Annotated in this window: 22 protein-coding genes; 15 read left to right on the plus strand and 7 right to left on the minus strand. The window is 74.2% G+C overall.

The genetic code is table 11. The annotated features are described in order from the left end of the window. Positions 1-18: 18 nt before the first annotated feature. Positions 19-1,416 carry a right-handed parallel beta-helix repeat-containing protein gene (locus U5911_RS02625; protein WP_336035065.1) on the plus strand — a complete coding sequence of 466 codons (1,398 nt, stop codon included), beginning with the start codon at positions 19-21 and terminating at the stop codon, positions 1,414-1,416. A gap of 27 nt (positions 1,417-1,443) precedes the next feature. Here U5911_RS02625 and U5911_RS02630 read toward each other — a convergent pair whose 3' ends face one another. Next, positions 1,444-2,376: a polysaccharide deacetylase family protein gene (locus tag U5911_RS02630; protein ID WP_336035066.1), complete on the minus strand. Its 933-nt coding sequence runs from the start codon at positions 2,374-2,376 to the stop codon at positions 1,444-1,446. Between the two features lie 241 nt (positions 2,377-2,617). Between U5911_RS02630 and U5911_RS02635 the strand changes: the two genes are divergently transcribed. The 9 genes from U5911_RS02635 (at position 2,618) to U5911_RS02675 (ending at position 12,586) form a co-directional block, all read left to right on the plus strand. Beyond that, on the plus strand, positions 2,618-3,187 hold the full coding sequence (locus U5911_RS02635) for an acyltransferase (RefSeq protein WP_336035067.1): 570 nt from the start codon (positions 2,618-2,620) through the stop codon (positions 3,185-3,187). After that, positions 3,184-4,302, plus strand: a complete 1,119-nt coding sequence (locus U5911_RS02640) for a DegT/DnrJ/EryC1/StrS family aminotransferase (RefSeq protein WP_336035068.1) — start codon at positions 3,184-3,186, stop codon at positions 4,300-4,302. The genes U5911_RS02635 and U5911_RS02640 overlap by 4 nt, the downstream gene beginning before the upstream one ends. Beyond that, complete coding sequence (locus U5911_RS02645; protein ID WP_336035070.1) at positions 4,299-5,273, plus strand: Gfo/Idh/MocA family oxidoreductase; 975 nt, start codon at positions 4,299-4,301, stop codon at positions 5,271-5,273. Before U5911_RS02640 ends, U5911_RS02645 begins: the two co-directional genes overlap by 4 nt. Continuing rightward, positions 5,270-6,658 carry a nucleotide sugar dehydrogenase gene (locus tag U5911_RS02650; RefSeq protein ID WP_336035071.1) on the plus strand — a complete coding sequence of 463 codons (1,389 nt, stop codon included), beginning with the start codon at positions 5,270-5,272 and terminating at the stop codon, positions 6,656-6,658. The genes U5911_RS02645 and U5911_RS02650 overlap by 4 nt, the downstream gene beginning before the upstream one ends. Before the next feature lie 94 nt (positions 6,659-6,752). Continuing rightward, positions 6,753-7,574: a polysaccharide deacetylase family protein gene (locus U5911_RS02655; protein ID WP_336035073.1), complete on the plus strand. Its 822-nt coding sequence runs from the start codon at positions 6,753-6,755 to the stop codon at positions 7,572-7,574. Continuing rightward, positions 7,571-9,139, plus strand: coding sequence for an alkaline phosphatase family protein (locus U5911_RS02660; protein WP_336035075.1), 1,569 nt, complete (start codon positions 7,571-7,573; stop codon positions 9,137-9,139). The genes U5911_RS02655 and U5911_RS02660 overlap by 4 nt, the downstream gene beginning before the upstream one ends. After that, positions 9,139-10,170, plus strand: coding sequence for a DUF354 domain-containing protein (locus U5911_RS02665; protein ID WP_336035077.1), 1,032 nt, complete (start codon positions 9,139-9,141; stop codon positions 10,168-10,170). Before U5911_RS02660 ends, U5911_RS02665 begins: the two co-directional genes overlap by 1 nt. Continuing rightward, the gene (locus tag U5911_RS02670) at positions 10,170-11,141 is read left to right on the plus strand and encodes a polysaccharide deacetylase family protein (protein ID WP_418771518.1); all 972 of its coding nucleotides are present in this window, start codon (positions 10,170-10,172) and stop codon (positions 11,139-11,141) included. The genes U5911_RS02665 and U5911_RS02670 overlap by 1 nt, the downstream gene beginning before the upstream one ends. Before the next feature lie 209 nt (positions 11,142-11,350). After that, complete coding sequence (locus U5911_RS02675; RefSeq protein ID WP_336035081.1) at positions 11,351-12,586, plus strand: carboxylate--amine ligase; 1,236 nt, start codon at positions 11,351-11,353, stop codon at positions 12,584-12,586. Positions 12,587-12,596: 10 nt separating this feature from the next. Here U5911_RS02675 and U5911_RS02680 read toward each other — a convergent pair whose 3' ends face one another. Beyond that, complete coding sequence (locus tag U5911_RS02680; RefSeq protein WP_336035082.1) at positions 12,597-13,241, minus strand: acyltransferase; 645 nt, start codon at positions 13,239-13,241, stop codon at positions 12,597-12,599. 105 nt (positions 13,242-13,346) lie between these two features. Between U5911_RS02680 and U5911_RS02685 the strand changes: the two genes are divergently transcribed. The 5 genes from U5911_RS02685 (at position 13,347) to U5911_RS02705 (ending at position 19,817) form a co-directional block, all read left to right on the plus strand. Then, positions 13,347-14,354, plus strand: coding sequence for a GNAT family N-acetyltransferase (locus tag U5911_RS02685; RefSeq protein WP_336035877.1), 1,008 nt, complete (start codon positions 13,347-13,349; stop codon positions 14,352-14,354). Positions 14,355-14,362: 8 nt separating this feature from the next. Next, on the plus strand, positions 14,363-15,295 hold the full coding sequence (locus tag U5911_RS02690; protein ID WP_336035084.1) for a glycosyltransferase family 4 protein: 933 nt from the start codon (positions 14,363-14,365) through the stop codon (positions 15,293-15,295). Positions 15,296-15,475: 180 nt separating this feature from the next. Next, positions 15,476-17,326 carry a hypothetical protein gene (locus tag U5911_RS02695; protein ID WP_336035086.1) on the plus strand — a complete coding sequence of 617 codons (1,851 nt, stop codon included), beginning with the start codon at positions 15,476-15,478 and terminating at the stop codon, positions 17,324-17,326. Next, positions 17,327-18,796, plus strand: coding sequence for a flippase (locus U5911_RS02700; protein ID WP_336035087.1), 1,470 nt, complete (start codon positions 17,327-17,329; stop codon positions 18,794-18,796). 40 nt (positions 18,797-18,836) lie between these two features. Then, entirely contained in the window at positions 18,837-19,817 is a 981-nt protein-coding gene (locus U5911_RS02705) for an NAD-dependent epimerase/dehydratase family protein (RefSeq protein ID WP_336035088.1), read from the plus strand. A gap of 49 nt (positions 19,818-19,866) precedes the next feature. Here U5911_RS02705 and U5911_RS02710 read toward each other — a convergent pair whose 3' ends face one another. The 5 genes from U5911_RS02710 to U5911_RS02730 form a co-directional block, all read right to left on the minus strand. Further along, on the minus strand, positions 19,867-20,682 hold the full coding sequence (locus U5911_RS02710) for a ParB N-terminal domain-containing protein (protein WP_336035090.1): 816 nt from the start codon (positions 20,680-20,682) through the stop codon (positions 19,867-19,869). A 4-nt stretch (positions 20,683-20,686) separates the two neighbouring features. Continuing rightward, positions 20,687-21,817, minus strand: coding sequence for a Gfo/Idh/MocA family protein (locus U5911_RS02715; RefSeq protein ID WP_336035091.1), 1,131 nt, complete (start codon positions 21,815-21,817; stop codon positions 20,687-20,689). Positions 21,818-21,893: 76 nt separating this feature from the next. After that, positions 21,894-22,472: a metal-dependent hydrolase gene (locus U5911_RS02720; protein WP_336035093.1), complete on the minus strand. Its 579-nt coding sequence runs from the start codon at positions 22,470-22,472 to the stop codon at positions 21,894-21,896. A 2-nt stretch (positions 22,473-22,474) separates the two neighbouring features. Beyond that, positions 22,475-23,536, minus strand: a complete 1,062-nt coding sequence (locus U5911_RS02725) for a DUF1616 domain-containing protein (RefSeq protein ID WP_336035094.1) — start codon at positions 23,534-23,536, stop codon at positions 22,475-22,477. 204 nt (positions 23,537-23,740) lie between these two features. Next, the gene (locus tag U5911_RS02730; protein ID WP_336035096.1) at positions 23,741-25,102 is read right to left on the minus strand and encodes an MBL fold metallo-hydrolase; all 1,362 of its coding nucleotides are present in this window, start codon (positions 25,100-25,102) and stop codon (positions 23,741-23,743) included. Positions 25,103-25,193: the final 91 nt, after the last annotated feature.

The raw sequence follows: 25,193 nt of genomic DNA on the forward strand, positions 1-25,193 counted from the left end.
GGTCGACGGAACGGGCGAATGCACCGCCGCAGGTTCCTGCGCAGCGTCTGCGCCGTCGGCGCGCTCGCGACCGCCGGCTGCTCGCGCACCCGGAGCGACCCGCCCACGACCCCGTCGGGCCAGACGACGGCACCGCCGGAGCGGCCGCCCGACCCGGTCACCGAGGACGCGCCGTCGCCGCCCCGCGAGGTCGCGGACGCGTGGGGGCTCGACGACGTGGTGAACCTCGAGCGGGCGGGCGCCGACCCGACCGGCGAGGAGCCGGTCGAGGGCGTGCTCGCGGACGCCGCGGCCGACGGCAGCCTCGTCTTCCTGCCGGAGGGCCGCTACCGGATCACGGAGAGCTTCGCGCTCGGCGCGGGGCAGCGCTTCGGCCTCTACGGCCCGGCGGCGACCGTCGTCCCCCGGGAGGGGTTCTCCGATACCCTGTTCGGCCTCGGCTGGCCGGAGCCGCTGACCGAGGTGTACGTCGCCGGGCTCACCTTCGACTTCACGGCGCCCGAGACGGGCGGCCGGCCGGTGTTCGCGGCGGCCGACGACCGCGTGGAGCTCGTGGACGTCTCCGTGCGCGGCGAGATCGACGTCCCCCAGGACCAGGTGCGCCTCGACGTCACGGACAGCCAGGGGACGGGCGTCGTCGAGCGGCTGTCGCTGCCGGACGGCGGCGTCGCCGGCACGGGCGTCACCGGCTGCGAGGTCGGCGACGACAACCACGGCGACGTCCGGTTCGTGGACTGCCGCATCGAGGGGTTCCCGGACAACGGCCTGTACGCGGACCCGCCGGATGGGTCGGTGACCGTCGACGGCGGCTACTTCGCGAACAACGGCGTGGCGAGCGTCCGCATCGAGACCAGCGAGGCCAGCGTCGTGCGGGGCGCACACGTCGTCGTGGACGACGCGGACAGCGACTTCGAGAACCTGCGCGGCGTCCGGCTGCGCGCCGGCCGGTCGCTGCTCGTCGAGGACTGCCGGGTCGACATGCTCGCGGCGCCCGGCAGCGACGGCGCGGTGACGTTCGCGTCCGAACTGGAGTCCGCGACCGTCAGGGACTGCCGGCTGCACGTCGACGCGGACGGCGTGAACGCGGTGCGCGTGAAGAGCCCGGACGGCGGCGGAACCGAGGCGGGCCGCGGCCCGTTCCGCTGCGAGCGCGTCGCCGTCACGGGGTCGGCGGCGGGCGGCGCGGCCATCGAGGCGGCGAACACGGAGGGCTGCGAGCTGGTCGACGTCTGCGTCCACCAGCCGGGCGAGGACCGCGACGGCGTGCTCGCGGAGAACGTCCGCGGGAGCCTGCGTGACGTCCGCCTCGCCGTCACGGGGCGCGCGCTCGCGCTCACGGACTCGACGTTCGACCGCCGGAACGTCGTGCTGACGCGGCCGGGCGGCGGCTGCTGTGGCGCCTGCGGCGGCGAGTAGCGGTAGCGGCGCCCGGGCGGCGCGTACTCACGCGGCGTCGAGCGCCCGGTCGGCGACCGCGCCCATCGGCTCGACGCGCACGGCACCCTCGTCCCGGCGGGCGGCGACGTGTCCGAGCACGCGGCGGAGGCGGCGCGCGTGCCGGTCGTTCCGGACGTTGTTCGGGTGCAGCCACGCGTGGTAGACGCCGCCGGAGCGCGCGGCCGCGTCGACGCCGCGGCGCGCCCGCGCGACGACCGGGTCGTCCGCGAGTGTCTCGCAGACGGCGCGCGCCCCGCCCTCGAAGTCGAAGAGGAACTGGGAGGCGGGGACGTTCACGAGCCCGTGCTCGTCGACGACGGGCCGGACGACCGGCGGCGTGGTCCGCGCGGCGAGCCGCGCGAGCTTCCGGACGCGCTCGACGGGGCGCTCGGGCGCCGGCTCCGGGGACAGACCGCGGTAGCACGTGTAGCCGGCGTCCGCGAGCGCGTCCCGGTGGGCGACGCTGTTCCGCGGGAACACGAACGAGTCCAGCGGCCGGTCGGCGGCCGCGCGGGTCGCCGCCAGCTCCGCGCGCGCGACCTCCGGCGTCGTCTCGCGGCGCCCGAACAGCGCGTGCGAGAACGAGTGCGCGCCGACCTCGTGGCCGGCGCTCGCGGCGTCGACGCGCTCGAGGAGGCCGTCCGCGAACCGGAGGTCCCGGCGGCCCGCCCAGTCGCCGCGCTCGCGCTCGAACCAGCCGTCCGGCGTCGGGTGGTCGGCGTGCTCGCCGTCGCAGTCGTCGAGGAACAGGTGGCCGACCACCGCCCACGTCGCCGGGACGTCGTACTCGTCGAGGAGGCCGAGCAGCCGGATCCAGCCGGTGCGGGCGGCCTCGACGCGCTCGGCGGGCGGCTCGGGGAGGTCGTGGAACCCCCAGCCGAGTTCGGCGTCCACCGAGACGACGACGATCCCCCGCTCGTCGGGGTCGCTCGCTGTCATCCCCGGACCGGACGCGACCGTCCCGGATAAGTGTGCGCCGATTAATTCGCGGCGAACCGTATAGCTGGCCGCTAACGCCGCAAAACCCGTCCATAACAATGGGTCGCTCGGGGGGATAGGCAGGACAACCGCCACCGGCGGCTCCGACGCATGACTCACCAGGACACACTCGGTACGGCCGCTCGAACCGACGCGGCGCCCCGGCGTCCGTCGACGGCCGCCGCGACGACGGAGGGACGGGATGACTGACGCCGCGTTCGGCCCGGACGCCGACGTCCACCCGGACGCGACGCTCGGCGACGGCGAGGACGCGCCCGCCATCGGCGACGAGCCGACCATCCGCAGCGGCACGGTCGTCTACGCGGACGTCGAGATCGGCGACCGGTTCACGACCGGCCACGGCGCGCTCGTCCGCGGCCCGACGACCATCGGCGACGACGTCCTCGTCGGCACGCACGCCGTCGTGGACGGCGCCTGCGAGCTCGGGGACGGCGTCAGCCTCCAGACCGGCGTCTACCTGCCGCGGGAGACGACCGTCGGCGACCGCGCGTTCTTCGGGCCCCACGCCGTCCTCGCGAACGACCCCTACCCGCTGCGGACGGACGCGGACCTCGCCGGGCCGACCGTGGAGGCCGACGCCTCCGTCGGCGCGAACGCCACCCTCCTGCCGGGCGTGACCGTCGGCGAGCGCGCGTTCGTCGCGGCGAACGCCGTCGTCACCGAGGACGTGCCGCCGGCGACGCTCGCGGTCGGCGCGCCCGCCACCACCGAACCGCTGCCCGAGGACCTCACCGGGGGGAACCGGCGATGATCCCCGTCGCCGACCCCGACGTCGGGGACGCCGAGCGCGACCGCGTGCTGTCCGTCCTCGACAGCGGCCAGCTCGCGGACGGCCCCGTTGTGCGCGAGTTCGAGGACGAGTTCGCGTCGTACTGCGGCGTCGAGCACGCCGTCGCGACGACGAACGGCACGACCGCGCTGCACGCCGCCTTCGAGGCGCTCGGCGTCGGCGAGGGCGACGCGGTGGTGACGACGCCGTTCTCGTTCGTCGCGAGCGCGAACGCCGTCCGGCACGCGGGCGCCGAGCCCGTGTTCGCGGACGTCGACCCGGAGACGCTGACGCTGGACCCCGAGGCCGTCCGGGACGAGGTCGCGCGCCGGGACGACGTCGCCGCGATCCTCGCGGTCCACCTCTACGGGACGCCCGCCGAGGTGCGGGACCTCCGGGACGTCGCGGACGACCACGCGCTCGCGCTCGTCGAGGACGCCGCGCAGGCCCACGGCGCCGAGTACCGCGGCGACCGGGTCGGCTCGCTCGGCGACGTGGCGTGCTTCTCGTTCTACCCGACGAAGAACATGACCGCCGGCGAGGGCGGGATGGTGACGACGCCCCACGACGGCGTCGCCGAGCGCGTGCGGCGGTTCGTCGACCACGGCCGCACGAGCGGCTACGAGCACGCCAGCGTCGGTCACAACTTCCGGCTGACGAGCCTGTGTGCGGCCATCGGGCGCGCGCAACTCGAGAAGCTGCCGTCGTACAACGAGGCGCGGCGCGCGCACGCCGCCTACCTCGACGACCGGCTCGGGGACGCGAGCGTCGAGACGCCCGTCGAACCCGAGCACGCGTGGTCCGTGTACCACCAGTACACCGTGCGCTCGGACGACCGGGACGCGCTCCGCGAGCACCTCGCCGACTGCGGCGTCGACACCGGCGTCTACTACCCGACGCCCATCCACCGGCAGCCGGCGTACAGCGACGTGACGGCGTCCTGTCCGGTCGCCGAGCGCGCCAGCGACCGCGTGCTCTCGCTGCCGGTCCACCCGCAGCTCTCGCCGGGCGACCTCGACGCCGTCGCGGACGCCGTGAAGGCCTTCGACGCCGAGCGGCTCGCGGACGCCGCCGAGGGCGGGGTGATGGACCCGTGAGCGACGCGCCGCTGCGCGCGGGCGTCGTCGGCGTCGGGAGCATGGGCCGCAACCACGCCCGGGTCTACCGGGAGCTGGCGGCGACCGAGCTCGTCGGCGTCGCGGACGCCGACGCGGCGGCCGCCGACCGCGTCGCCGCGGAGTACGACACCGCCGCCTGCGAGACCGCGGAGCTCCTCGCCCGGGCGGACGTCGTCTCCGTCGCGGTGCCGACGCCCGCGCACGCCGACGTGGTCGCGGACTGCATCGACGCCGGCGTCCACGTGCTCGTCGAGAAGCCGTTCGTCGCGGACCCCGAGCGCGGCCGCGAGCTCGCGGCGGCCGCCGACCGCGCCGGCGTCGCGATCCAGGTCGGGCACGTCGAGCGGTTCAACCCGGCGGTCCGGACGCTGTCGACTATCGTCCCCGACCTGGACGTCGTGGCGGTGACCGCCGAGCGCCTCGGCCCGCCGGCCGACCGCGACATCAAGGCGAGCGTCGTCTACGACCTGATGATCCACGACCTCGACGTGGTCTGTGCGGTGCTCGAGGACACGCCGGCGTCGGTCTCGGCGACCGGCACCGCGGACGGCGAGTACGCCACCGCGACCTGCGGGTTCGACGGCGGCGTCGTGGCCTCCCTGACCGCGAGCCGCGTCACCCAGCAGAAGGTCCGGCGGCTCGCGGTCACGGCCGAGCAGTGCCGGGTCACGCTGGACTTCCTCGACCAGTCCGTCGAGATCCACCGGAGCTCCGCGCCCGAGTACGTGGCCGCGGACGGCGACCTCCGGCACCGCGTCGAGAGCGTCGTCGAGCGCCCGCTCGTCGAGCACGCCGAGCCGCTGAAGCGCGAGCTCGCGGCGTTCGCGGAGGCCGTCCGCGACGGCACCGAACCCCTGGTGACCGCCGAGGACGGCGTGCGGGCCGTCGAGCTCGCGTCGCGCGTGGCCGGCCGCATCGCTGGGCGCGCGCCCCGGGAGGTGCGGCCGTGACGCGCTCGCTGTACGGCGCGGCGGCCGCCGACGGGGTCCAGGCCGAGTGGCTGCGGACGGGCGAGGTGCCGGTCGCGGTGTACGGCCTCGGGAAGATGGGGCTGCCGCTGGCCGCGGTGTACGCCGAGACGACGGGCAACGTCACGGGCGTCGACGTCGACCAGTCGGTCGTCGACGCGGTGAACGACGGCGACTGCCACGTCCGGGGCGAACCCGGGCTGCCGTCGCTGGTCGAGTCGCTGTCGGCGCGGAGCGCGCTCGGCGCGACGACGGACGCCGCGGCGGCGGCCGAGCAGGCGTCGCTGCACGTCGTCATCGTGCCGACGCTGATCGACGACGACCACGACCCCGACCTCTCGGCGGTGACGGACGTCGCGAGCAGCGTCGCCGCCGGCCTCTCCCCGGGCGACGCGGTGTTCGTGGAGTCGACGGTGCCGCCGCGCACGACCGTGGACGTGCTCGAACCGCTGCTGGACGACCGCGGCAGCCTCGACGCCGGCGAGTACGGGCTGGCGGTCTGCCCGGAGCGCACGTCGAGCGGCCGCGCGCTCGAGGACGTCCGGGGCGCGCACCCGAAGGTCGTCGGCGGCGTCGACGACGAGTCGACGCGCGTCGCGGAGCTCGTCTACGGCGAGCTCGTGGACAACGACGTCATCCCGGTCGCGGACGCCACCACCGCGGAGGCCGTGAAGGTCTTCGAGGGGCTGTACCGGGACGCGAACATCGCGCTCGCGAACGACCTCGCGCGGCTCACGGACGAGCTCGGCGTCGAGGTCCGGGACGCAATCGACGCCGCGAACACGCAGCCGTTCTGCGACATCCACACGCCCGGGCCGGGCGTCGGCGGCCACTGCATCCCCTACTACCCGTACTTCGTGCTGAACTGGCTGCGCGGCGACGCGCCGCTGGTGCGGACGGCCCGCGAGGTCAACGACGCGATGCCGGGGTTCGTCGCGGACCGCGTCGCGGAGGGGCTGGCCGCGCGCGGCGGGACCGCGAGCGAGCCCACGGACACGTACGCGACCGACGGCGGCGCCGTGGAGGGCGCGGCGGTCGGCGTGCTCGGCCTGACGTACCGCGCCGGCGTGGCGGAGACGCGCGCCAGCCCGGGCGTCGACGTCTGCGAGCGCCTCGCCGAGCGCGGCGCGACCGTCTACGCCGCCGACCCGCTCGTGGACGCGGACGGGGTGCAGGCCGAGGACGTCGCGCTCGAGGACCTGCCGGACCGCGACCTCGACGCCGCCGTGCTCGCGACCGACCACGACGAGTTCGGCGCCGTCGACTGGGCGGCGTTCGACCCGCTCGTGGTCGTGGACGGCCGGGACGCCCTCGACCTCGCGGACAGCGACCACCGCGTGTACACCGTCGGCAGGGGGTGGGCGTAGCGATGCGCGAGGGGACGGCGGTGGTGACGAGCGACGGCGACCGACCGCCGGATGTGGCCGCCGTGAGGCCGACCGACCGCCGGAGGTGGCCGCCGTGACGGACGGCTTCACGATGGACGCGTACGGCGACCTCCTCGACGCCCTGGCGGACGCCGGCTACGCGTTCCTCACGGTCCGGGACTACCTCGCGCGGGACGGCCTCCCCGAGCGCTTCGTCGTCCTGCGCCACGACGTCGACCGGAAGCCCGGGAACGCCGACCGGATGGCCGCCCTGGAGGCCGACCGCGGCGTCCGCGCGACCTACTACTACCGCACGAGCACGTTCGACGCCGAGCGCGTGCGCCGCCTCGAGGGGCTCGGCCACGAGGTCGGCTACCACTACGAGGACTACGTGCGCGCCGGCGGCGACCTCGAGGACGCCCACCGGCTGTTCGCGAACAACCTCCGCGTGTTCCGCCGGGACTGCACCGTCGAGACCGTCTGCATGCACGGCAACCCCCTGTCGCCGCACGACAACCGCGAGATGTGGACCGCGGACGGCGCGCCCGGCTTCGCGGCGTACGGCCTGCTCGGGGAGGCGTACCTCTCGGTGGACTTCGAGGACGTGGCGTACTTCTCGGACACCGGCCGCACGTGGCGGGACGGCCCCCTGAAGATCAAAGACCACACGATGGGCGACGGCGGCCGCCGCGCCGCCGCGGACACCACCGGCGACCTCGCGGCGGTGTTCCGGGGCGGCGACGTCGACCGCGCGTGCGTGCTCGCCCACCCCGAGCGGTGGGCGGACTCCCTGCCGGAGCTGGTCGCCGCGCGGTCGAAGGACGGCGCGGTGAACCTCGTGAAACGCGGCATGCACCTCCTGGACTACGGCGCAGCGGGCGCACGACCGACCTCGACCCCCAACGACGACCAATGACGACACTCACCATCGGCCTGGACGGCGCGAACTGGGACCTGCTCGGGACGTGGCTCTCCGAGGGCCGCCTCCCGAACCTGCAGCGACTCGTCGACGACGGCGTCGGCGGCGTCTCCGAGAGCTGTCTGCCGCCGCTGACCGTCCCGAACTGGAAGTGCTACGCCACCGGGAAGAACCCCGGGAAGCTGGACGTCTTCCGGTTCGACCGCATCGACACGGACGCCCGCGACCACGTCTTCCACGACGCGACGGACTTCAAGAGCGCGGAGCTGTGGGACTACCTCAACGACGAGGGCCTGACCGCGGGCGTCCTGAACAAGCCCTCGACGTACCCGCCGAAGGACATCGACGGGTTCGTCGTCGCTGGCGGCCCGGACGCCTCCGAGACGACCTACCGGTCGCTGGACGCCGGGTTCGCGACGCCCGACGACGTCGAGGCGTTCCTCCGCGAGGAGCTGGACTACGAGGTCCACCCGAGCCCGATGATCTCGCCGACCGAGACGGGCGACGCGGAGGTTGAGGCGGTCCTGGACCTGATCGACCTCCGGTTCGAGGCCGCCGAGCGCCTCCTGGACCGCGAGGACCCGGATTTCCTCCACCTCACGGTGTTCTACAGCATGGCCCTCCAGCACTACTTCTACGACGGCGAGCCCGTGCGGCGCGCCTGGGAGCGCATCGACGACCACCTCGGCGACCTCCTCGGGGAGGGCCACGACGTGCTCGTGATGAGCGACCACGGCACCTGGGAGGTCGAGACGGTGTTCTACCTGAACGTCTGGCTGGCCGAGCACGGCTACCTCCAGACGCAGGCGGGCGTCGACTCGGCGCTGCGGCGGCTCGGCGTGACCAAAGAGCGCGCGCTCGCCGTCGCGAAGCGCCTCGGCGTCGCGGACACGCTCGGCCGCGTCGTCCCGGAGCGCGTCCAGCGCGTGGTGCCCTGGGAGGAGGGCGTCAAGCGCGACCGCGTGCTCTCCGTGCTGGACTGGGACGCGACGACCGCCGTCGCGAGCAACCAGGGGCCGCTGTACCTCGCGCTCCCGCGGGACCACCCCGACTACGAGTCCACCCGGGACGACCTGATCCGGGAGCTGGAGGCCGCGTTGCACCCGCGGACGGGCGAGCGGCTCGTGAACGCCGTCTACCGCGGCGAGGAGTACTACGACGGGCCGTACGCGGAGCACGCGCCCGACCTGCTCGTCGACCAGGGGCGGAACGTCCACGTCAGCGACGCGATCGGTCCGGACGACCCCGTCGCGGACGCCGGCGTCTGGGAGGGCGGGAACATGCCGGAGGGCGTCTTCCTGTTCTCCGGGCCGTCGTTCCGCTCGGAGGGCCTGACGCGGCGGGCGTCCATCACGGACCTCGCGCCGACGCTGCTGCACGCGATGGGCGCCGGCGTCCCGAGCGACGTCGACGGCGAGGTGCTGGACGTGTTCGCGCCCGGGTCGGCGCCCGCCGAGCGGGCGGTCCGGACGCGCGCGCCGCTGTCCGGCAGCCGCGACGGCGAGGGCGGCGACGACGCGGCGGTCGAACAGCGCCTCGCGGACCTCGGCTACCTGGAGTGATGCGCGTCCTCGTCGACGTCACCCACCCGGCGCACGCCCACCTGTTCCGGCACGCGGTCGGCGAGTTCCGCGAGCGCGGCGACGACGTCCGCGTGGTGTCCCGCGAGAAGGACGTCACGACGGCCGTCCTGGACGCCCACGGCGTCGACCACACCCCGCTCTCGCGGAAGCGCTCGGGGGCGGCGGGCGTCGCCCGCGAGTGGGCGACCCGGGAGCTCCGCCTCCTGCGGCTCGCGCGCCGCTTCGGCCCCGACGTCGTGGTGAGCCGCCTGAACCCGGCGGCGGCCCACGTCGCCGCCGCGCTCGGCGCGCCGAACGTCGTCTTCCACGACACGGAGGCCTCCGGCGCGCTCGACCGCGTGACGCTGCCGTTCGCCGACGTGGTGGCGACCCCCGAGTACTACTCGCGGGACCTGCCGGCGCGCCACGTCCGCTACCGGGGGTTCCACGAGCTCGCGTACCTCCACCCGGCGCGGTTCTCGCCGGACGCCGGCGTCCTCCGCGAGCACGGCGTCGACCCCGAGGAGCCCTACGCCGTGGTGCGGCTGGTGGCGATGGACGCCCACCACGACCACGGCAGCGAGGGGTTCTCGCCGGGCGCGGTCCGCGACCTCGTGGACGGCCTCGGCGAGCACGGCGACGTGTACGTCACCAGCGAGGGCGCGCTCCCCGCCGACCTCGCCGAGTACGCGGCGCCCGTGCCCGTGGACGCGATGCACGACCTGCTCGCGTTCGCGGACTGCTACGTCGGCGACTCGGGCACGATGCCCATCGAGGCCGCCGTGCTCGGGACGCCGGCAGTCCGGTACGACCCCCTGGACAGCGAGATGGGGAACTTCCGCGCGCTCGCGGACCGCGACCTGCTGGCGTCCACGACGGACGAGGACGCGGCCGTGGCGACGGCCGTCGACCTCGTCGCCGACCCGGACGCCGGGCGGCGGTGGCGGTCGCGGCGCCGCCGCCTGCTCGCCGACCACGTCGACGTCACCGCGTTCGTCGTCGCGCTCACCGCGGAGGTGGCCGACCGATGATGGGCAACGACCCCGACGCGGCGGCCTTCGCCGGGCTGGACGGCGACGGCGAGCGGCCGATCCCGGACGGCCACGAGTTCGCGTTGCTGCTCACGCACGACGTCGACCGGCCGTACAAGACCTACCAGTCGCTGTTCTACGCGGTCACCGAACCCGAGCGGCGCCGCCACCACCTCGCGTCGCTGCTGCCCGGCATCGAGCCGTACTGGCAGTTCGAGAACGTGATGGCCCTCGAGGACGACCTGGGCGTGCGGTCGGCGTTCTACCTCCTCGACGAGCAGCGGCTCCGCGACCGCCCGGTCCGCGAGTGGGCCAGCGAGGAGGCGTGGCGGCTGTACGCCGGTCGCTACGACCTCGACGACGACCGCATCCGCGAGGTGGTCGCCGCGCTCGCCGACGGCGGCTGGGAAGTCGGCCTGCACGGCTCCTACGAGTCCTACCGCGACCGCGAGCGGCTGCGCGCCGAGAAGGCCCGCGTCGAGGCGGTGGTCGGCGACCGCGTGGCGGGCGGCCGCCAGCACTACCTCAACCTCGCCGCGCCGGAGACGTGGCGCCACCACCGCGCGGTCGGCCTCGCGTACGACGCCAGCCTCGGGTCCAGCGACGACTACGGCTTCGCGCACGGCTACGGCGTCCAGCGGCCGTTCGACGACCACTTCGTCGTCTTCCCGCTGACGGTCATGGAGCAGGCGCTCCCGGACCCCGGCGAGGACTTCGACGCGGCGTGGGCCGCCTGCGAGCGCGTGCTCGCGGAGGCGCGCCGCAACGACGCCGTGATGTCGGTGCTGTGGCACCCACGGCACGTCAGCGAGCGGGACTTCCCCGGCCACCGCGCGCTCTACCGGAAGCTCGTCGCTCGCGCGCTCGACCTCGGCGCGTGGGTCGGCCCGCCCGCGGACTTCTACGAGGCGGCCGGCCTCCACGAGCCGCCCGGGGACGCCGTCGCGTCCGGCGAATTCCCGCGCGACTGAGTAGCCGGCCGGGTCACCCCGTACGGCGGCCGTACTCGACGTACGGCGGCCCTACTCGTTGGACGCCGCCCACAGATCCGGACACCCGCCGTACCCGCCGTACAGCCGCCGTACGGACCGTACGTCCGCATTACTCGCCGCGGGGCAGAAGTCGGTCGCGCGCTACGACGTCCATTACTTTCCCCGTGCGAGGGGAACGGACGTGAGACATGGGCAGCTTCGACCCCCGGGAGTGTCGCGTGCTGGTCCTGGACGGCGACAGCCAGGCGTCCCTGACCGTCGTCGCGTCGCTCGGCGCGCGCGGCGTCGACGTCACCGTGGGCAGCGACCTGCCGCACCCGATCGGCAAGTTCTCGCGGTACGTCGACCGGTCGTTCGTCCACCCGAACCCGGGCGAGCAGCCGGCCGCCTTCGCCGACCAGCTCGAGGCGTTCCTCGCGGACACCGACCACTTCGCGGTGCTGCCGACCAGCGACGACACCACCACGGTCGTCGCGCGCAACAAGGGCCGCCTCGCCGCGACGGACACCGTCGTCGGCGTCGAGGACTGGCCGCGGTTCCGGCGGGTCGCCGACAAGGCGCGGACGTTCTCGTTCGCCGACGGCCTCGACGTGCCGACGCCGGAGACGCGCGCGCCGGAGTCGCTGGCCGAGGTCGCGGCGTTCGCCGACGACGTCGCCTACCCGGTGGTCGTGAAGTCCCGGAGCAAGCACGTCGCCGACCGCGACGGCCGCCTGCACACCCACGAGGTCGACGACAGCGACTACGCGGCCACGCCCCTCGAGCTCGTGACGACCTACGAGCGCGTGCTGCACGCCGACGAGGGCACGCGCAACGAGCCGCCGCTCGTCCAGGAGCGCGTCCCCGGCGAGACCACGACGACCGTCGGCGTCGCACGCGACGGCGACCTGCTCGCGCACTTCCAGGAGCGGCGGCTGCGCACCACGCCCGCCTCCGGCGGGAACTCGACGCTCATCACGGGGATGCGCGACGAGACGATGCTCGCGTACGCCCGCGAGGTGGTCGCGGAGCTCGGGTGGACGGGGCCCCTCCAGGTGGAGTTCATGCGCACGCCCGACGGCGAGTTCTACCTCGTGGAAGTGAACGGCCGGTACTGGGGGTCGGTGCCGCTGGCGGTCGCGTCCGGCGTCGACGTCCCGTGGCTGCACTTCGCGGTGCTCGCCGGCGAGACGCCGCGGCTGCCGGACGCCTACCGCGAGGACGTCGTCCAGCAGCGGCTGCTGTACGGCGACCTGAAGTGGCTCGCCGAGCAGCTCGCGGACGACCGGAACCCGGCGGCCGTCGCGTCGTTCGCCCACGCGCTCGCGACCACCGACCAGGTGTTCGTGCGGCCGGACGACCCGGCGACCACGGCCGCGGCGCTCGTGGAGGCCGCCGGGCTCGGGGCGGGCGCGCTCCGCGACGCGGTCGCCGCGCGGCTCTGAGGCGGCGCGCTCAGTCGAGGTGCGCGTCGGCGACGCGCTCGGAGAGCACGTCCGCGTGGGCGGCGGCGAGGTCGGCGGCCTCGGCGTCGTCGAGGTAGGACTTGAACTCGCGGACGCGGGCGGGCGCGCCGGCGGAGACGCTGTGCGGCGGCAGGTCGCCGGTCACCACGCTGTTCGCGCCGACCACGGCGTTCTCGCCGACGCTCGAGCCCTCGGCGAGGAACGCGAACGCGCCGATCCAGCAGTGCGGGCCGACGTCCACGTCGCCCTCGCGGACGTCGAGGCTGTGGTTGCGGTTCGGCGCGCGGCTCATGTCCTGGTCGGCGACCCGGTTCTGCGTGTACGCGAACACGAAGTGGCTGACGGCCGTGTTCTCGCCGACCCGGACGCGGCAGCCGTCCTTCGCCTGGATGCGGGAGTGCCGGCCGACGTACGCGTCCGCGCCGAGTTCGACGTCGCCGTCCCCGTACAGCGTGATGCCCGGGCCGTTGAACTCGAAGTCCGGGTGGACGTCGTACCGCCGCCGGTACCGCTGGTAGCGCCCGCGGCTCCGCGCCGCCCGCACGTACTGGCCGGCGGTCCCCGTGAAGCGGTTGAACAGCAACCGGCTGGTCGCGGGGTGGGACGCCAGCTTCGCCGCCACGTCGTCGAGCATGCCACCCGCACGCGCCGCCGAGCGCTTCGTTACTCCCCGGCTACCGGCCGCCCGCCCCGGGAAGGCGGAGGATAACAAATGCCTCGCGGGCGCGCCACGCAGGCAATGGAGATTCGAGAACTCACGCTCGACGAGTGGGCGGGCGCGCTCCCGGACTCGGGGTTCGAGGTGTTCCACGCGCCGGCGGCGCTGGACGTGCTCGGCGACCACGCCGCCGGCAGCCTCCGGCTGTACGGCGGGTTCAAGGGCGAGCAGCCGGTCGGCCTGTTCCCCGTCGTCGTCCAGGACCGCGCGGTCGGCCGCGCCGTCCTCTCGCCGCCGCCCGGCTTCGGGATTCCGCGGCTCGGCCCGCTCGTGATGCCGGCCAGCCCGAAGCGCCGCAAGCGCGAGCGCGTGAACGGCCGGTTCGCCGAGCAGGTGCTCGACGAGCTCGACGTCGGCGGGGCGATGACGCTGTTCCGGGCGGTCTGCCCGACGTCGTACCCGGACCCGCGGCCGTACGTCTGGTCGGACCTCGACCTGGAGACCGCGTTCACGTACCACCTCCCCGTCGACGAGGACACCGACGCGCTGCTGTCGTCGTTCTCGAAGAGCCTGCGGCGGGAGATCCGGGACGCCCGCGACCTCGACGTCGAGGTCGACGTCTCGAGGGAGGACGGCGTGCGCTCCGTGTTCGAGCACACGCGCGACCGGTACGCCGAACAGGACCGCGGTTTCACGTTCGACTGGGAGTACGTCAGCGACCTCACGGGCGCGCTCGCCGACGAGGACCGCTGCCGGACGTACGTCGTGCGCGGACCGACCGGCGAGTACCTCTCCGGGGTGGTCGTCCTCTACAGCGACGACGCGGCGTACTACTGGCTCGGCGGCGCGCGCACCACCTACGAGGACGTGAGCGTGAACAGCCTCCTGCACTGGCGGGTCATCGAGGACGTCGCCGCCGGCGAGCCCAGGGCGTCCGTGGACACGTACGACCTGATGGGCGCGAACACGGAGCGGCTCTGCCGGTACAAGAGCAAGTTCGGCGCGGACCTCGCGTCCTACTACACCGTGGAGTCCAGCGGCGCGGGGATGACCGCCGCGAAGACCGCGTACCGGCTGGTGAGCCGGTAGGTGCTCCGATGCGCGTGCTCAACCTCGTCACGACCGAGGACGCCAGGTTCTTCGAACAGCAGGTCGCGCGGCTCGCCGACCACGGCGTCACCCAGACGACGCTGGCCGTGCCGGGCCGCCGCGAGTACGACGAGGACGACTCCGGGCGGTCGCCGCTGGACTACGCGCGGTTCTACCCGCGCGTGCTCCGCGCGTCCTTCGACGACTACGACCTCGTGCACGCGAACTTCGGGCTGACCGCGCCCCACGCCGTCCTCCAGCCGAACCTCCCCGTCGTCGTCTCCCTGTGGGGGACGGACCTCCTCGGCGAGTACGGCTGGGTGAGCCGCCGGTTCGCGCGGTTCGCGGACGCGACCGTGGTGATGTCCCCGGAGATGGCGGACGCGCTCGACGCCGACTGCCGGGTCATCCCCCACGGCGTCGACCTCGACGTGTTCCGCCCGCGGCCGCGGGACGAGGCGCGCGCCGTGGTCGGCTGGCGGCCGGACGCCCACCACGTCCTCTTCCCGTACCCCCCGGGGAGAGAGGTGAAAAACTACCCGCGCGCGGAGGGCGTCGTCGACGCCGTCCGCGACCGCGTCGACGACCCGGTCGTCCTCCACGCGGTCACCGGCGTCCCCCACCGCGACATGCCGACGTACATGAACGCCGCGGACGCGCTGCTCGTCACGTCGGACCGCGAGGGGTCGCCGAACGCCGTCAAGGAGGCGCTGGCGTGCAACCTCCCCGTGGTGGCGACGCCGGTCGGCGACGTGCCCGCGCGCCTCGAGGGCGTCTCCCTGTCGCGGGCCTGCGAGACGGACGCCGAACTCGCCGACGCGCTCGCCGACGCCCTCGAGGGCGGGCGGTCGGACGGCCGCGAGGCCGCCCGCGAGGTCAGCGTCGAGCGCACCAGCCGCCGGCTCTACGACGTCTACCGGGAGGTACTCGATGGGGCGTAGCGCCGGGACGCCGCCGGCTCGCGTGCCGCCGCGTCGGCCCGCCACGCCGACTCGTCGCCGCTCCCCGCGGCCACCCACCTCGCCGGCCCCGCGTCGCTCCGCGCCCCACTCCCCCTCGCCGCCGCGTAACCGCCGCATAACAATCGACGGACCGCGACGACACCAGGCACCGAACAACCGATGACGGCCACGTCACGCACTCGGAAGGTCGCGTTGCTCGCCGGCTGCCTCGGCCTCGCCGCCGGCGTCCTCGTCGCGCACCGCAACCCCGCCGTCGGCTACGAACTCTCCCCGTACGCCGCGACGCCGACCGCGGCGTGGGCGGGGCTCGCCGTCGCGTTCCTCGCCGGAGCCGTCGTCGTGCTCACCGCGCCGCCGCGCGGCCCGCCCCGGGTGGTCGGCGCCGGCCTCGTCGCGGCCGCGAGCGTCGCCGTCTACGCGATGCCCGTGCTGCGCGGCTACCGGTTCTACGGCGGCGGCGACTCCCTCAGCCACGCCGGCTGGTCGCGCGAACTCGCCGTCGGCGCGCTCGAACCCGCGAACCTCCTCTACCCGGGCGTCCACTCGCTGACCGTCCTCGCCTCGGAGCTCGCGGGCGTCCCCATCGCGCTCGCGAACCTCTACGTCGTCCTCGTCGCCGTCCCGCTCGTCTTCCTGCTGTTCGTGCCGCTGTCCGCCCGCCTCGTCGCCGGCGACCCGCGCGCGTACGGCGTCGGCCTCGTCGCCGCGGCCGTGTTCGCGCCCATCAACAACGTCTCCGTCCACCCGAACGCCCACCCCGCCAGCCAGGCCATCCTCCTGTTCGCCGTCCTGCTGTACCTCGCGCTCGCGTACGCCGTCGGCGTCCTCGACACGGGCGCCGGCGCCGAACCCGACGACGGCCACCGCGACCGCCCGCACTCCAGGGCGTTCCCGCGGTCGCTGTCGGTGACCGGGACGGGCGGCCTGCTCGCGCTCGCGTCCGCCGCCATCGTGCTCGTCCACCCCCAGCAGGCGCTGAACGTCGCGCTCGTGTTCGCCGCCGTCGCGGGCGTCCAGTTCCTCGTGCGGCGCTACGGCGCGGACGACAGCGTCGCCACGCACCGGCCGCTGTACGCCCACACCGCGTTGCTGATCGCGGCGTTCTTCGCGTGGGCGCCGCGGTTCGAGCGCGCGCAGGGCGCGTTCACGTCGACGGTCCGGAGCATCCTCCGGCAGGGCCCGGAGGCGGGCGGCGTCGTCACCCAGAAGTCCGCGTCCCTGACGACCGTCGGCGGCAGCGTCGTCGAGCTCTTCCTGAAGCTGTTCGGCCCGGCCGCCGCGCTCTCGGTCGCCGCCGCCGTCCTGCTCGCCGTCGCCGTCCTGCGGCGCCGCGACGACGCGGACGCGCTCGCCGGCTACCTCGCCGTCGGGTTCGTGCCGCTCGTCGCGGTGTTCCTCGTGGTGCTGGCCTCCGACGCCGGCGACATGTACTTCCGCTACCAGGGGTTCATGATGGTGCCCGTCACCGTCGCGGCGGCCGCCGGGCTGGCGCGCGCCCGCCGCTGGCTCGCCGCGCGCGGGCTGTCCCGCGTCGGCACGCTCGCGGTGGTGGTCGCGTTGCTCGTGCTCGCGCCCGCCGGCCTCGTCGCCGTCCACTCCTCGCCGTACATGTACCAGCCGTCCCAGCACGTCACGGACGCCAACGTCGACGGCTACGGCGCCGCCTTCGAGCACCGCGAGGCCGACGTCGCGTTCGCCGGCCTGCGCGGCGGCCCGCGGCGGTTCGTCGACTACCACTACGGCACCGAGCGCGCCCGGACCACGCTCGCGTTCCCCGGCTACGAGTCCGGCGTGCCGCCGTCGGTGTTCGCCGCCGGGAACTACAGCGACTACTTCGAGGACGACCGCTACCTCGCGCTCACGCCCGGCGACCGCGAGCGCGAGGTCCGCCTGTACGACGGCTTCCGGTACCCCGCACGCGGCTTCCGCGCGCTGGAGTCGACGCCCGGCGTCGACCGCGTCCGCACCAGCGACGGCTTCCGGCTGTACCGCGTGGAGGGCGACGAGTAGATGTCGCTGGTCGACCGCATCGCGCGCGGCGTCAAGGCGACGTTCGGCGCGACGATGCTCGACCTCGCCGCGAACGGCGTCCTCATCCTGCTGTTGACCCGCGTCCTGCTCGACCCCGAGCAGTACGGCCAGCTGAACTTCGTGCTGTCCGCGCTCGGCGTCGTCACCATCCTCGCGACGCTCGGCCTCCCGAAGTCCACCGCGCGGTACGTCACGGAGTTCACGGAGACCGACCCCGGACAGGTCCCCCACGTCGTCAGGCAGTCGCTGTTCTTCTTCACGGCGCTCGTCGCGCTCGTCGCCGGCGCCACCGTGCTCGTCGGCGGACCGGTCGCGCGAGCGCTCGGCACGCCGTCTGTCGTCCCGTTCCTGCTGGCGGGCGGCATCTACGTCGTCGGCCGCGCGTACCGCAGCTACTTCAGCGCGCTCTTCCAGGGGTTCAACCGCGTCACGTACAGCGCACTCGTCAGGTCGGTGTCGGCCGCGAGCCGCCTGCCGCTGGTCGTCGGCTTCGTCGTCCTGGGGTTCGGCGTCGGCGGTGCGCTCTACGGGTACGCCGCCAGCCTCCTGGTCGCCAGCGCGGTCGGCGCGTACGTCGCGTACACGAGGTTCTACACGGACTACGAGGCCGCCGACGCGCCCGCCGACTCCCTCGTCAGGCGCCTGCTGGAGTACAGCGTCCCGCTGACCGCGACCCGTGGCGCGAACGTCCTCGACAAGAAGGTGGACACGCTGCTGGTCGGCGTCCTCCTGAACATGACCGCGGTGAGCTACTACACCATCGCCAAGCAGATGTCGGATTTCGTCTCCGCGCCGGCGACCGCGTTCGGGTACACCATCTCGCCGGCGCTCGGCGAGCAGTCCTCGAAGGACGAGACCGAGCGCGCCGCGCGCCTCTACGAGCGCTCCCTCGAGTACGTCCTGATCGCGTACGTCCCGGCGGTCGTCGGCCTGGTCCTGGTCGCCGAGCCGACCGTGCGGTACGTCTTCGGCGAGGCCTACCTCGGCGCGGTGCCCGTCCTCCAGGTGTTCTCGGGGTTCATGCTCGTCAACGCCGTGAACAAGGTGACGAGCGACGGCCTCGACTACCTCGGCCGCGCGCGCTCCCGGGCGATCATCAAGTCCGCGATGGCGGTCTCGAACGCCGCGCTGAACCTCGCGCTCATCCCCGTCGTCGGCGTCGTCGGCGCCGCCATCGCCACCGTCGTCACGTACACCGTCTACACGCTCTCGAACGTGTACTTCATCCACCAGGAGCTGTCGTTCCGCGTCGGCCGCGTCGGCCGCCGGCTCGCCGTGACGTGTCTCGTCACCGTCGGGATGGCCGCGGTGGTGCTGGCGGTGCTGCCGTACGTCTCCGGGCTGGCGTCGCTGTTCGCCGCGGTCGGCCTCGGCGCCGGCGCGTGGGCGGCGCTGTCGGTCGCCGGCGGCGTCCTCGACGTCCGGCAGGTCGCCCGGATGCTGTCGTAACCGGTCCATAACAATCCTCGCGTTCGGCGACCCACGGCGTATGGTTCGACCGACAGCAGTCCCCGCGGACGCGGAGCGCGACCCCACCGAGGCCCGGCCGTCGCTGCGCGGGACGACCGTGCTCGTGACCGGCGGCGCGGGGTTCGTCGGCAGCCACCTCGCGGACGCGCTCGCCGGCGGCTGCGACGTGCGCGTCCTCGACGACCTCTCGACGGGCAGCCGCCGGAACGTCCCCGACGCGGCGACCGTCCTCGAGGGCGACGTCCGCGACCCGGCGGACGTCGCCGAGGCGATGGCGGGCGTCGACGTGGTCTTCCACGAGGCCGGCCTCGTGAGCGTGCCGGCGTCCGTCGAGGCGCCCGTCCGGAGCCACGAAGCGAACGTCGCCGGCACCCTGCACGTCCTGGAGGCGGCGCGCCGCGAGGACGCCCGCGTGGTCGCGGCGTCCAGCGTCGCCGTCTACGGCGACCCCGTCGACGTCCCCGTCCACGAGGGCGACCCGAAGCGGCCGACGTCGCCGTACGGCGTCGACAAGCTCGCGCTCGACCACTACGTGCGCCGCTACCACGACCTCTACGGGCTGGAGACGGTGGCGCTGCGGTACTTCAACGTCTACGGCCCGCGGCAGGCCGGCGGCGAGTACAGCGGCGTCGTGAGCACGTTCCTCGAGCAGGCGCAGTCCGGCCAGCCGCTGACCGTGCACGGCGACGGCGACCAGACCCGGGACTTCGTGCACGTCAGCGACGTGGTCGCCGCGAACCTCGCGGCCGCCACGACGGACCACGTCGGCCGCGCGTACAACGTCGGCACCGGCGACAGCATCTCGGTGAGCGACCTCGCGGACCTCGTCGTCGACGTCACTGACTCCGCGTCGGACGTCGTCCACACCGACCCGCGGCAGGGCGACGTCGGGCGCAGCGAGGCCGACCCGTCGCGGGCGCGCCGCCAGCTCGGCTTCGAGGCGCGCGTCGGCCTCGAGTCGGGCCTCCGCGACCTCGTCGAGCGCGCGGCGGTCGTCTAGGCCGACAGGCAGGAGTCAGGACTCCGACCCGAACGCGAGCCCGGCGAGCTCAGGACTTCGACCCGAACGCGAGCCCGGCGAGGTCCGGATGGTCGCCCCAGCCCCGGACGCGCTCGTCGCCGGCGACGTACGCGTCCCGCAGCCGCTGCCAGTCGGCGTGCCGGCGGAGCACGCGCACCGGCACGCTGTCGAGGTCGAGGAGCTTCGCGATGGAGAGGCGGTTGCGGCCGTCCTCGAAGAGGAACTCGCCGTTCCGGTCGACGTGGACCGCGATCTCGTCCTTGTAGCGCTCGGTCTTCAGCGACGCCGGCCCCTTGATGGTGGCGTCGCCGGCCTCGCGGAGCTCCGCCTGCGTCCGGAACCCCTCGGTGGCGATGTCCTCGTAGAGGTCGTCGAGCCGGCGGCATCGCCGCTCGAACGCCGCGCGGGACGCACACCCCCACTTCTCGCGGCCGCTCTCGACCTCCGCGACCACGCGGTCGAAGAACGCGGTCTCCTCCCAGGGGACGCCGTCCTCGAAGTGGCGCTCGTAGGCGCGGTAGACGTCCATCTCCTCGAAGCGCAGGTCGGTGCGGTCCCAGTCGCCGCCGGCGACGAGGCCGGCGTGGCGGAACTTCGGCCCCTCGAACTCGCGGACGTACTCGACGTCGTGGGGGTCGACGTCGAGCAGCCGGTACGGCCGGACGGGCGCGTCGAAGCGGACGCGGTTCGCGGCGACGCGCGCGGCGACGAAGCCGCGGGCGTACAGGTCCCGGGCGCGCAACAGCGCGGCCTCGAACTCGGGCCGGGCGGCGACGAGGCGGCTCCCGGCGTCGCGGACGGCCTCGTCGAGCCTGCCCGCGAGGGAGGCGTCCTGGGTCGACATCGGCTCACTCGCCGTCCCGGCCGACGGCCGGTTCGACGGGGTGAGCGTCCCGCGGTTCGACGCGCGCGGCGGCGTCCCGGACCGCCTGCATGAGGTACATCGTCCACCGGGACTCCGAGAGCGGCACCGGCATCGCCGACGGGTCGCCGGCCGCGAGCGCGCGGGACTCCGCGTCGTTCTGGTAGTAGTGGGCGTTCAGGAGGCGCTCGGTGTCCCAGTCGCCGCCGGCGCGCTTGCGCCGGAGGACCGAGCGGACGTTCGCGACGGTGCCCGTGAGGCGGTCTGTGGCCTGGTCGACGTTGTTGAGCGCGCGAGCGGCGGCCGACGACTTGTAGTTCCGGTCGTGCTCGACGAGCGTCTGGGAGATCAGGTCGGCGGTCAGCGACGTCTCCTCGCCGTGGACCAGGATCTGGCGGACCGGCCGCGTGCCGCCGAGGACCTTCGTGGTGCAGAGGACGTCGTCGGCGGTGACGTACTGGAGCTGGGCGCCGTCGAAGTCGAAGTCGCGGTCGTAGTCGCCGTACAGCGCGGTGGTCGCGGAGACGACGGCCTCGCTGCGCGGGTACCCGCCGGTCCGGAGGGTCAGGTAGAGGGGGTGGGGGAGGCCCTCCTCGAACTCGCCGCCCGCGAGCTCGAAGTTCCACGGCCCCCGGTTCGGGTCGTCCGGGCGGCTCGAGCCCGTGTAGACGACGTCGACGCCGCGGACGTCGCCGAGGTCGCCGCGGCGGATGCGGGCGGTGGCGGCCCGCACCACGGGGTCGAAGTCGTGGTTGTGCTTCTCGGAGACGACGACGCCGTGGCGGTCGGCGTGCGCGGCGAGCTCCTGGAACTCCTCGTAGGTCTCCGTGATGGGCTTCTCGACCTGGACGGGGACGCCCGCCTCGATGGCGGCCTTCGCGATGGGGAGGTGGGTCTGGACGGGCGTGCAGACGTGCAGCCAGTCGAGGTCCTCGCCGGCGAGCAGGTCGTCGACGTCGTAGTACGCGTCGATGTCGTAGTCGTCGGCGCGGGCGTCGGCGGTCTCCTCGTCGGTGTCGCAGACGGCGACGAGCGTCGTGCGCGGGTTCTGCTGGAGGCCGTCCAGGTGGACGGTGGAGACGGTGCCGCCGCCGACGACAGCGGTTCGCAGTGTCATCGACGGCTGGTCGCGGCGTCGGCGCATTGTTATGGCCCGGCTACCGCACGCCGGGAGCGCCGCGGCCGTTCCGCGGTCAGTCGCGGACTGGCCCGGGGCGGTCCGACCGCGGCAGCCCGAGGCCGGGGTGGCCGTCGCGGAGCCAGACGGCGAGCGCGGCGGCGAGCAGGACGCCGTCGACGACGAGGTACGCGGTGCCGCGGGGCGTCGCGAGGAACGCGACGAACGCGGCGACGAGCTCCTGGACGTGGGGGAGCGCGCTCGTCGTGCCGCCGTCGGGCGCGGGGACGACCGGCCAGAGGAGGAAGCCGGCGCGGAGCTCGCCGTCCACGACCAGGGGGTAGGCGACGTCGCCGGCGAGGTGGGAGAGGTGGCCGAGCGCGAACGCGACGGCGACCGGTCGCTCGCCGCGCGCGTACCCGGCGAGCAGAACGGCGGCCGCGAGGGGGACGGCGACCAGGAGGGAGTGCCCGAGCGACCGACCCGACGGCAGGACCGCGAGCCACCACGCCAGCGGCTTGTCGACGAGGTCGGGCAGGACGCTGGCGACGGCGACGACGACGGCGCCGCGCGCGTCCGGCGACCGCCCCCAGAGCGCGCGCGTCAGCGCGGAGTACGCGAGGTAGGCGACGGCGACGTGCTCCCACGGCCACATCGCTACGCAGCCCCCGGGACGGGCTGGCGAGCGGCCGTCGCGTCGGCCGGCTGGCCGCCGCCAGCGCGCTCGACGTCGAGCCAGAGGTAGAGGTGGTGGGGCGCGGTGTCGGCGGACGCGAACGCCGGCGGGTCGCCCTCGTAGACGTAGACGCTCAACCGGAGGTCCTCGCCGAGCAGCGTCGGCTCCACGGCGAGGTCCCGCTGGGCGGTCTCGCCGTCCCCCAGCGAGACGTCGACGCGCTCGAGCTCCTGGCGCTCGAGGACGACCGCGCCGCCGTCGTCGCGGGCGTCGACGCGCTCGAGGACGACCACCGCGGTGTAGTCCATCGGCTCGCCTTCGCTGTTGGTGACCGAGAGCGTGACGTTCGCGGCGTCGCCGCGCTCGACCGCCGTCGTGTAGTTCGCGGCGACCAGCCCGTCGTCGCCCTGCGTGAGCAGCGCGGCCTCGCTGTACGGTTCGCCGTAGTCCGGCGCGGCGAGGCCGACGGCGACCGCGCTCGCGGCGACGACGACCGCGGCGGCGAGCGCGACGTTCAGCGCGGCGTCCGGCGGCGCGGCGTCGACGGTGCCGCCGCGGACCGCGCCGGCGACGGCGGCGACCGGCACGACGAGGCGGTCGTCGGGCGGGAGCCGGCGGCGGCGCCACAGCCCGAGGACGGCCCCCGTAACGACGACGCCCGCGACCACGGCCGCGAGGGGCTGGGTCGCGAACGGCACGCCCGCCAGCGACGCCGCGAGCGCGGCGAGCACGAGCACCAGCAGCGAGGTCGCGACCGAGAGGCTGGCGCGCTGGGTCCACGTCGGCCCGCGCACCCACCGCGTGTCCGGGTCGTCGCGCGCGGCGACGCCGCGCGCCGGGAACAGCGCGGACACGACCGCGTACCCGGGGAGGAAGCCGACCAGGGGCGCGGCGACCAGCACGCGGAGCGCGCCGTCGACGGCGCCGGCCGCGATGGCCGCGGCGGCGAGGACGGCGTACGCGGTCGCGGCGACGAGGTCGCCGACGGCCGCGAACGCGCCGCTGTCGGTCTCGCGGTCGACGGTGTCGTGGGCGCCCGCCATCACCCACCCCCGCTCGGGCGCGACGGCGGCGTCCCGCGGCCGCCCCCGAGCTCGGTCGTCCCGCGGCGGTGCGTCGCGACTCGTCGCTGCCGTCCCGCGCGGCGCCGGCGGCCGCTGGCGGGTCGTCCGTGCACAGCCATCAGTTCGGCTGCACCGTCGGAGCCACCGCGCATTGTTAGGCGGTGGCTACGGCCGCACGCGGGCCTACGCGTGGAAGAAGCTCATCGCGTAGTACAGCGGGCGCTCGTAGACGTCCGGCTCCTTCCGGAAGCCGATGTGGGAGCCGATCTGGGCGTTGTTGAAGTGCGCGTACTGGGGGCCGCGGAGCACGCGCGCCAGCAGCCGGTCGTCCATCGAGATGCGGACGTAGCCGTCGTCGGTCGCCGCGTCCCCCAGGGGCAGGATGTCGTAGCCGTCGCCGTTCATCGACAGCTCGGCGACGTGGTCGTCCACGAGGTCGACGACCACGGTGGTGTCGCTCTCCCAGTCGATGGACGCGCGCTTCTCGTCCATGTGCTCGTAGGCGGGACCGACGAGGTCCGCGAGTTCGGACAGCGGGGGGTGGTCGTCGGCCTCGTGGGGGAACGACCGGTCCGCGAGCTCCGTGCGGACGTACTCGCGGCGCGCGTCCGGGTCGATGGGCGTGTACTCCTCGGAGGGCGCGGCCTCGTCGAGGTCGAAGTACGCCTCGCTGTTCAGCAGGACCGGCTCGCTGCCCTCGGGGACGTTGTCGCTGCCGGCGAAGTGCCAGTAGGCCTCCTTCCGCGTCGGCGACGCGACGTACTCGTTGCGGTCCGCGAGCGACCCGCCGAGCGTGTAGCTGCCCGCGAACGGCATGAAGTAGTCGGGCTCGAGGGCGTTCACGAACCCCTCGGCGTCCCGGTACATCTCCTCGATGACCTCGTCGCGGGCCCGCAGTTTCTCCTCGTGGGTGTAGTCGTCCATGCACTGCGGGTAGAAGTTCGCGGCCGCGTACTGCATCAACAGGAGGTCGACGTCCTCGTACTGGCCGGCGACCGACGCGCAGGCGCGCTCGGAGAGCGGCCACCGGCAGTCGTTGGCGTTCACCAGGACGTTCTCGCCGTCGTCGAAGACGCCCATCGAGTCGATCTGCGTGGAGCCGTCCGTGGTGCGGTCCTCGCCGCCGTCCGTCCACCAGCCGCAGCCGAAGTAGTTCCCGCAGACCTCGGGGTCGCAGTTGTCCGCGGCGAGGACGTTCACGTGGAGGTCGCCGGCGAGGTGCGTGCGCTCGTCGTGGGGCAACTCGACGACGTCGAAGCCGAGCCGCTGGACGTTCCGCTTCAGGAAGTCCGTCGCGTAGTCGTGGACGAGCACGGGGACGTCGTCGTCGAGGCGCTCCATCGTCGGCTCGTGGAAGTGGTCGGGGTGGATGTGGGAGACGTAGATGTAGTCGACGTCGGCGTAGTCCTCGGGCTCGAAGTCCAGCGGCGGGTAGTGACACCACGACCCGTAGAACGCGCCGTCGAGCAGCCACGGGTCACAGAGCACCGAGACGTCCCCGTCCTCGACGACCACGCTGGACGACTTCAGGTGTCGGAGTCGCATACCGCGTTGCTGCCCCGGAACCACCTTTGTTATCCGCGAGTTCTCGCTGCCGGCCGACACCGCCGCCGTCTATCGGGTTCCCCTACGCGCC

The sequence above is a fragment of the Halobacterium yunchengense genome, assembly GCF_037031165.1.
GTDB classification, from domain to species: domain Archaea; phylum Halobacteriota; class Halobacteria; order Halobacteriales; family Halobacteriaceae; genus Halobacterium; species Halobacterium yunchengense.

Coding starts and splice junctions, on each gene's coding strand:
- U5911_RS02690 (WP_336035084.1), top strand. CDS start 14,363: ATGCGCGTGCTCAACCTCGTCACGACCGAGGACGCCAGGTTCTTCGAA.
- U5911_RS02715 (WP_336035091.1), bottom strand. CDS start 21,817: ATGACACTGCGAACCGCTGTCGTCGGCGGCGGCACCGTCTCCACCGTC.
- U5911_RS02670 (WP_418771518.1), top strand. CDS start 10,170: ATGGGCAACGACCCCGACGCGGCGGCCTTCGCCGGGCTGGACGGCGAC.
- U5911_RS02675 (WP_336035081.1), top strand. CDS start 11,351: ATGGGCAGCTTCGACCCCCGGGAGTGTCGCGTGCTGGTCCTGGACGGC.
- U5911_RS02705 (WP_336035088.1), top strand. CDS start 18,837: ATGGTTCGACCGACAGCAGTCCCCGCGGACGCGGAGCGCGACCCCACC.
- U5911_RS02730 (WP_336035096.1), bottom strand. CDS start 25,102: ATGCGACTCCGACACCTGAAGTCGTCCAGCGTGGTCGTCGAGGACGGG.
- U5911_RS02630 (WP_336035066.1), bottom strand. CDS start 2,376: ATGACAGCGAGCGACCCCGACGAGCGGGGGATCGTCGTCGTCTCGGTG.
- U5911_RS02680 (WP_336035082.1), bottom strand. CDS start 13,241: ATGCTCGACGACGTGGCGGCGAAGCTGGCGTCCCACCCCGCGACCAGC.
- U5911_RS02665 (WP_336035077.1), top strand. CDS start 9,139: ATGCGCGTCCTCGTCGACGTCACCCACCCGGCGCACGCCCACCTGTTC.
- U5911_RS02660 (WP_336035075.1), top strand. CDS start 7,571: ATGACGACACTCACCATCGGCCTGGACGGCGCGAACTGGGACCTGCTC.
- U5911_RS02685 (WP_336035877.1), top strand. CDS start 13,347: ATGGAGATTCGAGAACTCACGCTCGACGAGTGGGCGGGCGCGCTCCCG.
- U5911_RS02725 (WP_336035094.1), bottom strand. CDS start 23,536: ATGGCGGGCGCCCACGACACCGTCGACCGCGAGACCGACAGCGGCGCG.
- U5911_RS02700 (WP_336035087.1), top strand. CDS start 17,327: ATGTCGCTGGTCGACCGCATCGCGCGCGGCGTCAAGGCGACGTTCGGC.
- U5911_RS02695 (WP_336035086.1), top strand. CDS start 15,476: ATGACGGCCACGTCACGCACTCGGAAGGTCGCGTTGCTCGCCGGCTGC.
- U5911_RS02625 (WP_336035065.1), top strand. CDS start 19: ATGCACCGCCGCAGGTTCCTGCGCAGCGTCTGCGCCGTCGGCGCGCTC.
- U5911_RS02640 (WP_336035068.1), top strand. CDS start 3,184: ATGATCCCCGTCGCCGACCCCGACGTCGGGGACGCCGAGCGCGACCGC.
- U5911_RS02720 (WP_336035093.1), bottom strand. CDS start 22,472: ATGTGGCCGTGGGAGCACGTCGCCGTCGCCTACCTCGCGTACTCCGCG.
- U5911_RS02635 (WP_336035067.1), top strand. CDS start 2,618: ATGACTGACGCCGCGTTCGGCCCGGACGCCGACGTCCACCCGGACGCG.
- U5911_RS02710 (WP_336035090.1), bottom strand. CDS start 20,682: ATGTCGACCCAGGACGCCTCCCTCGCGGGCAGGCTCGACGAGGCCGTC.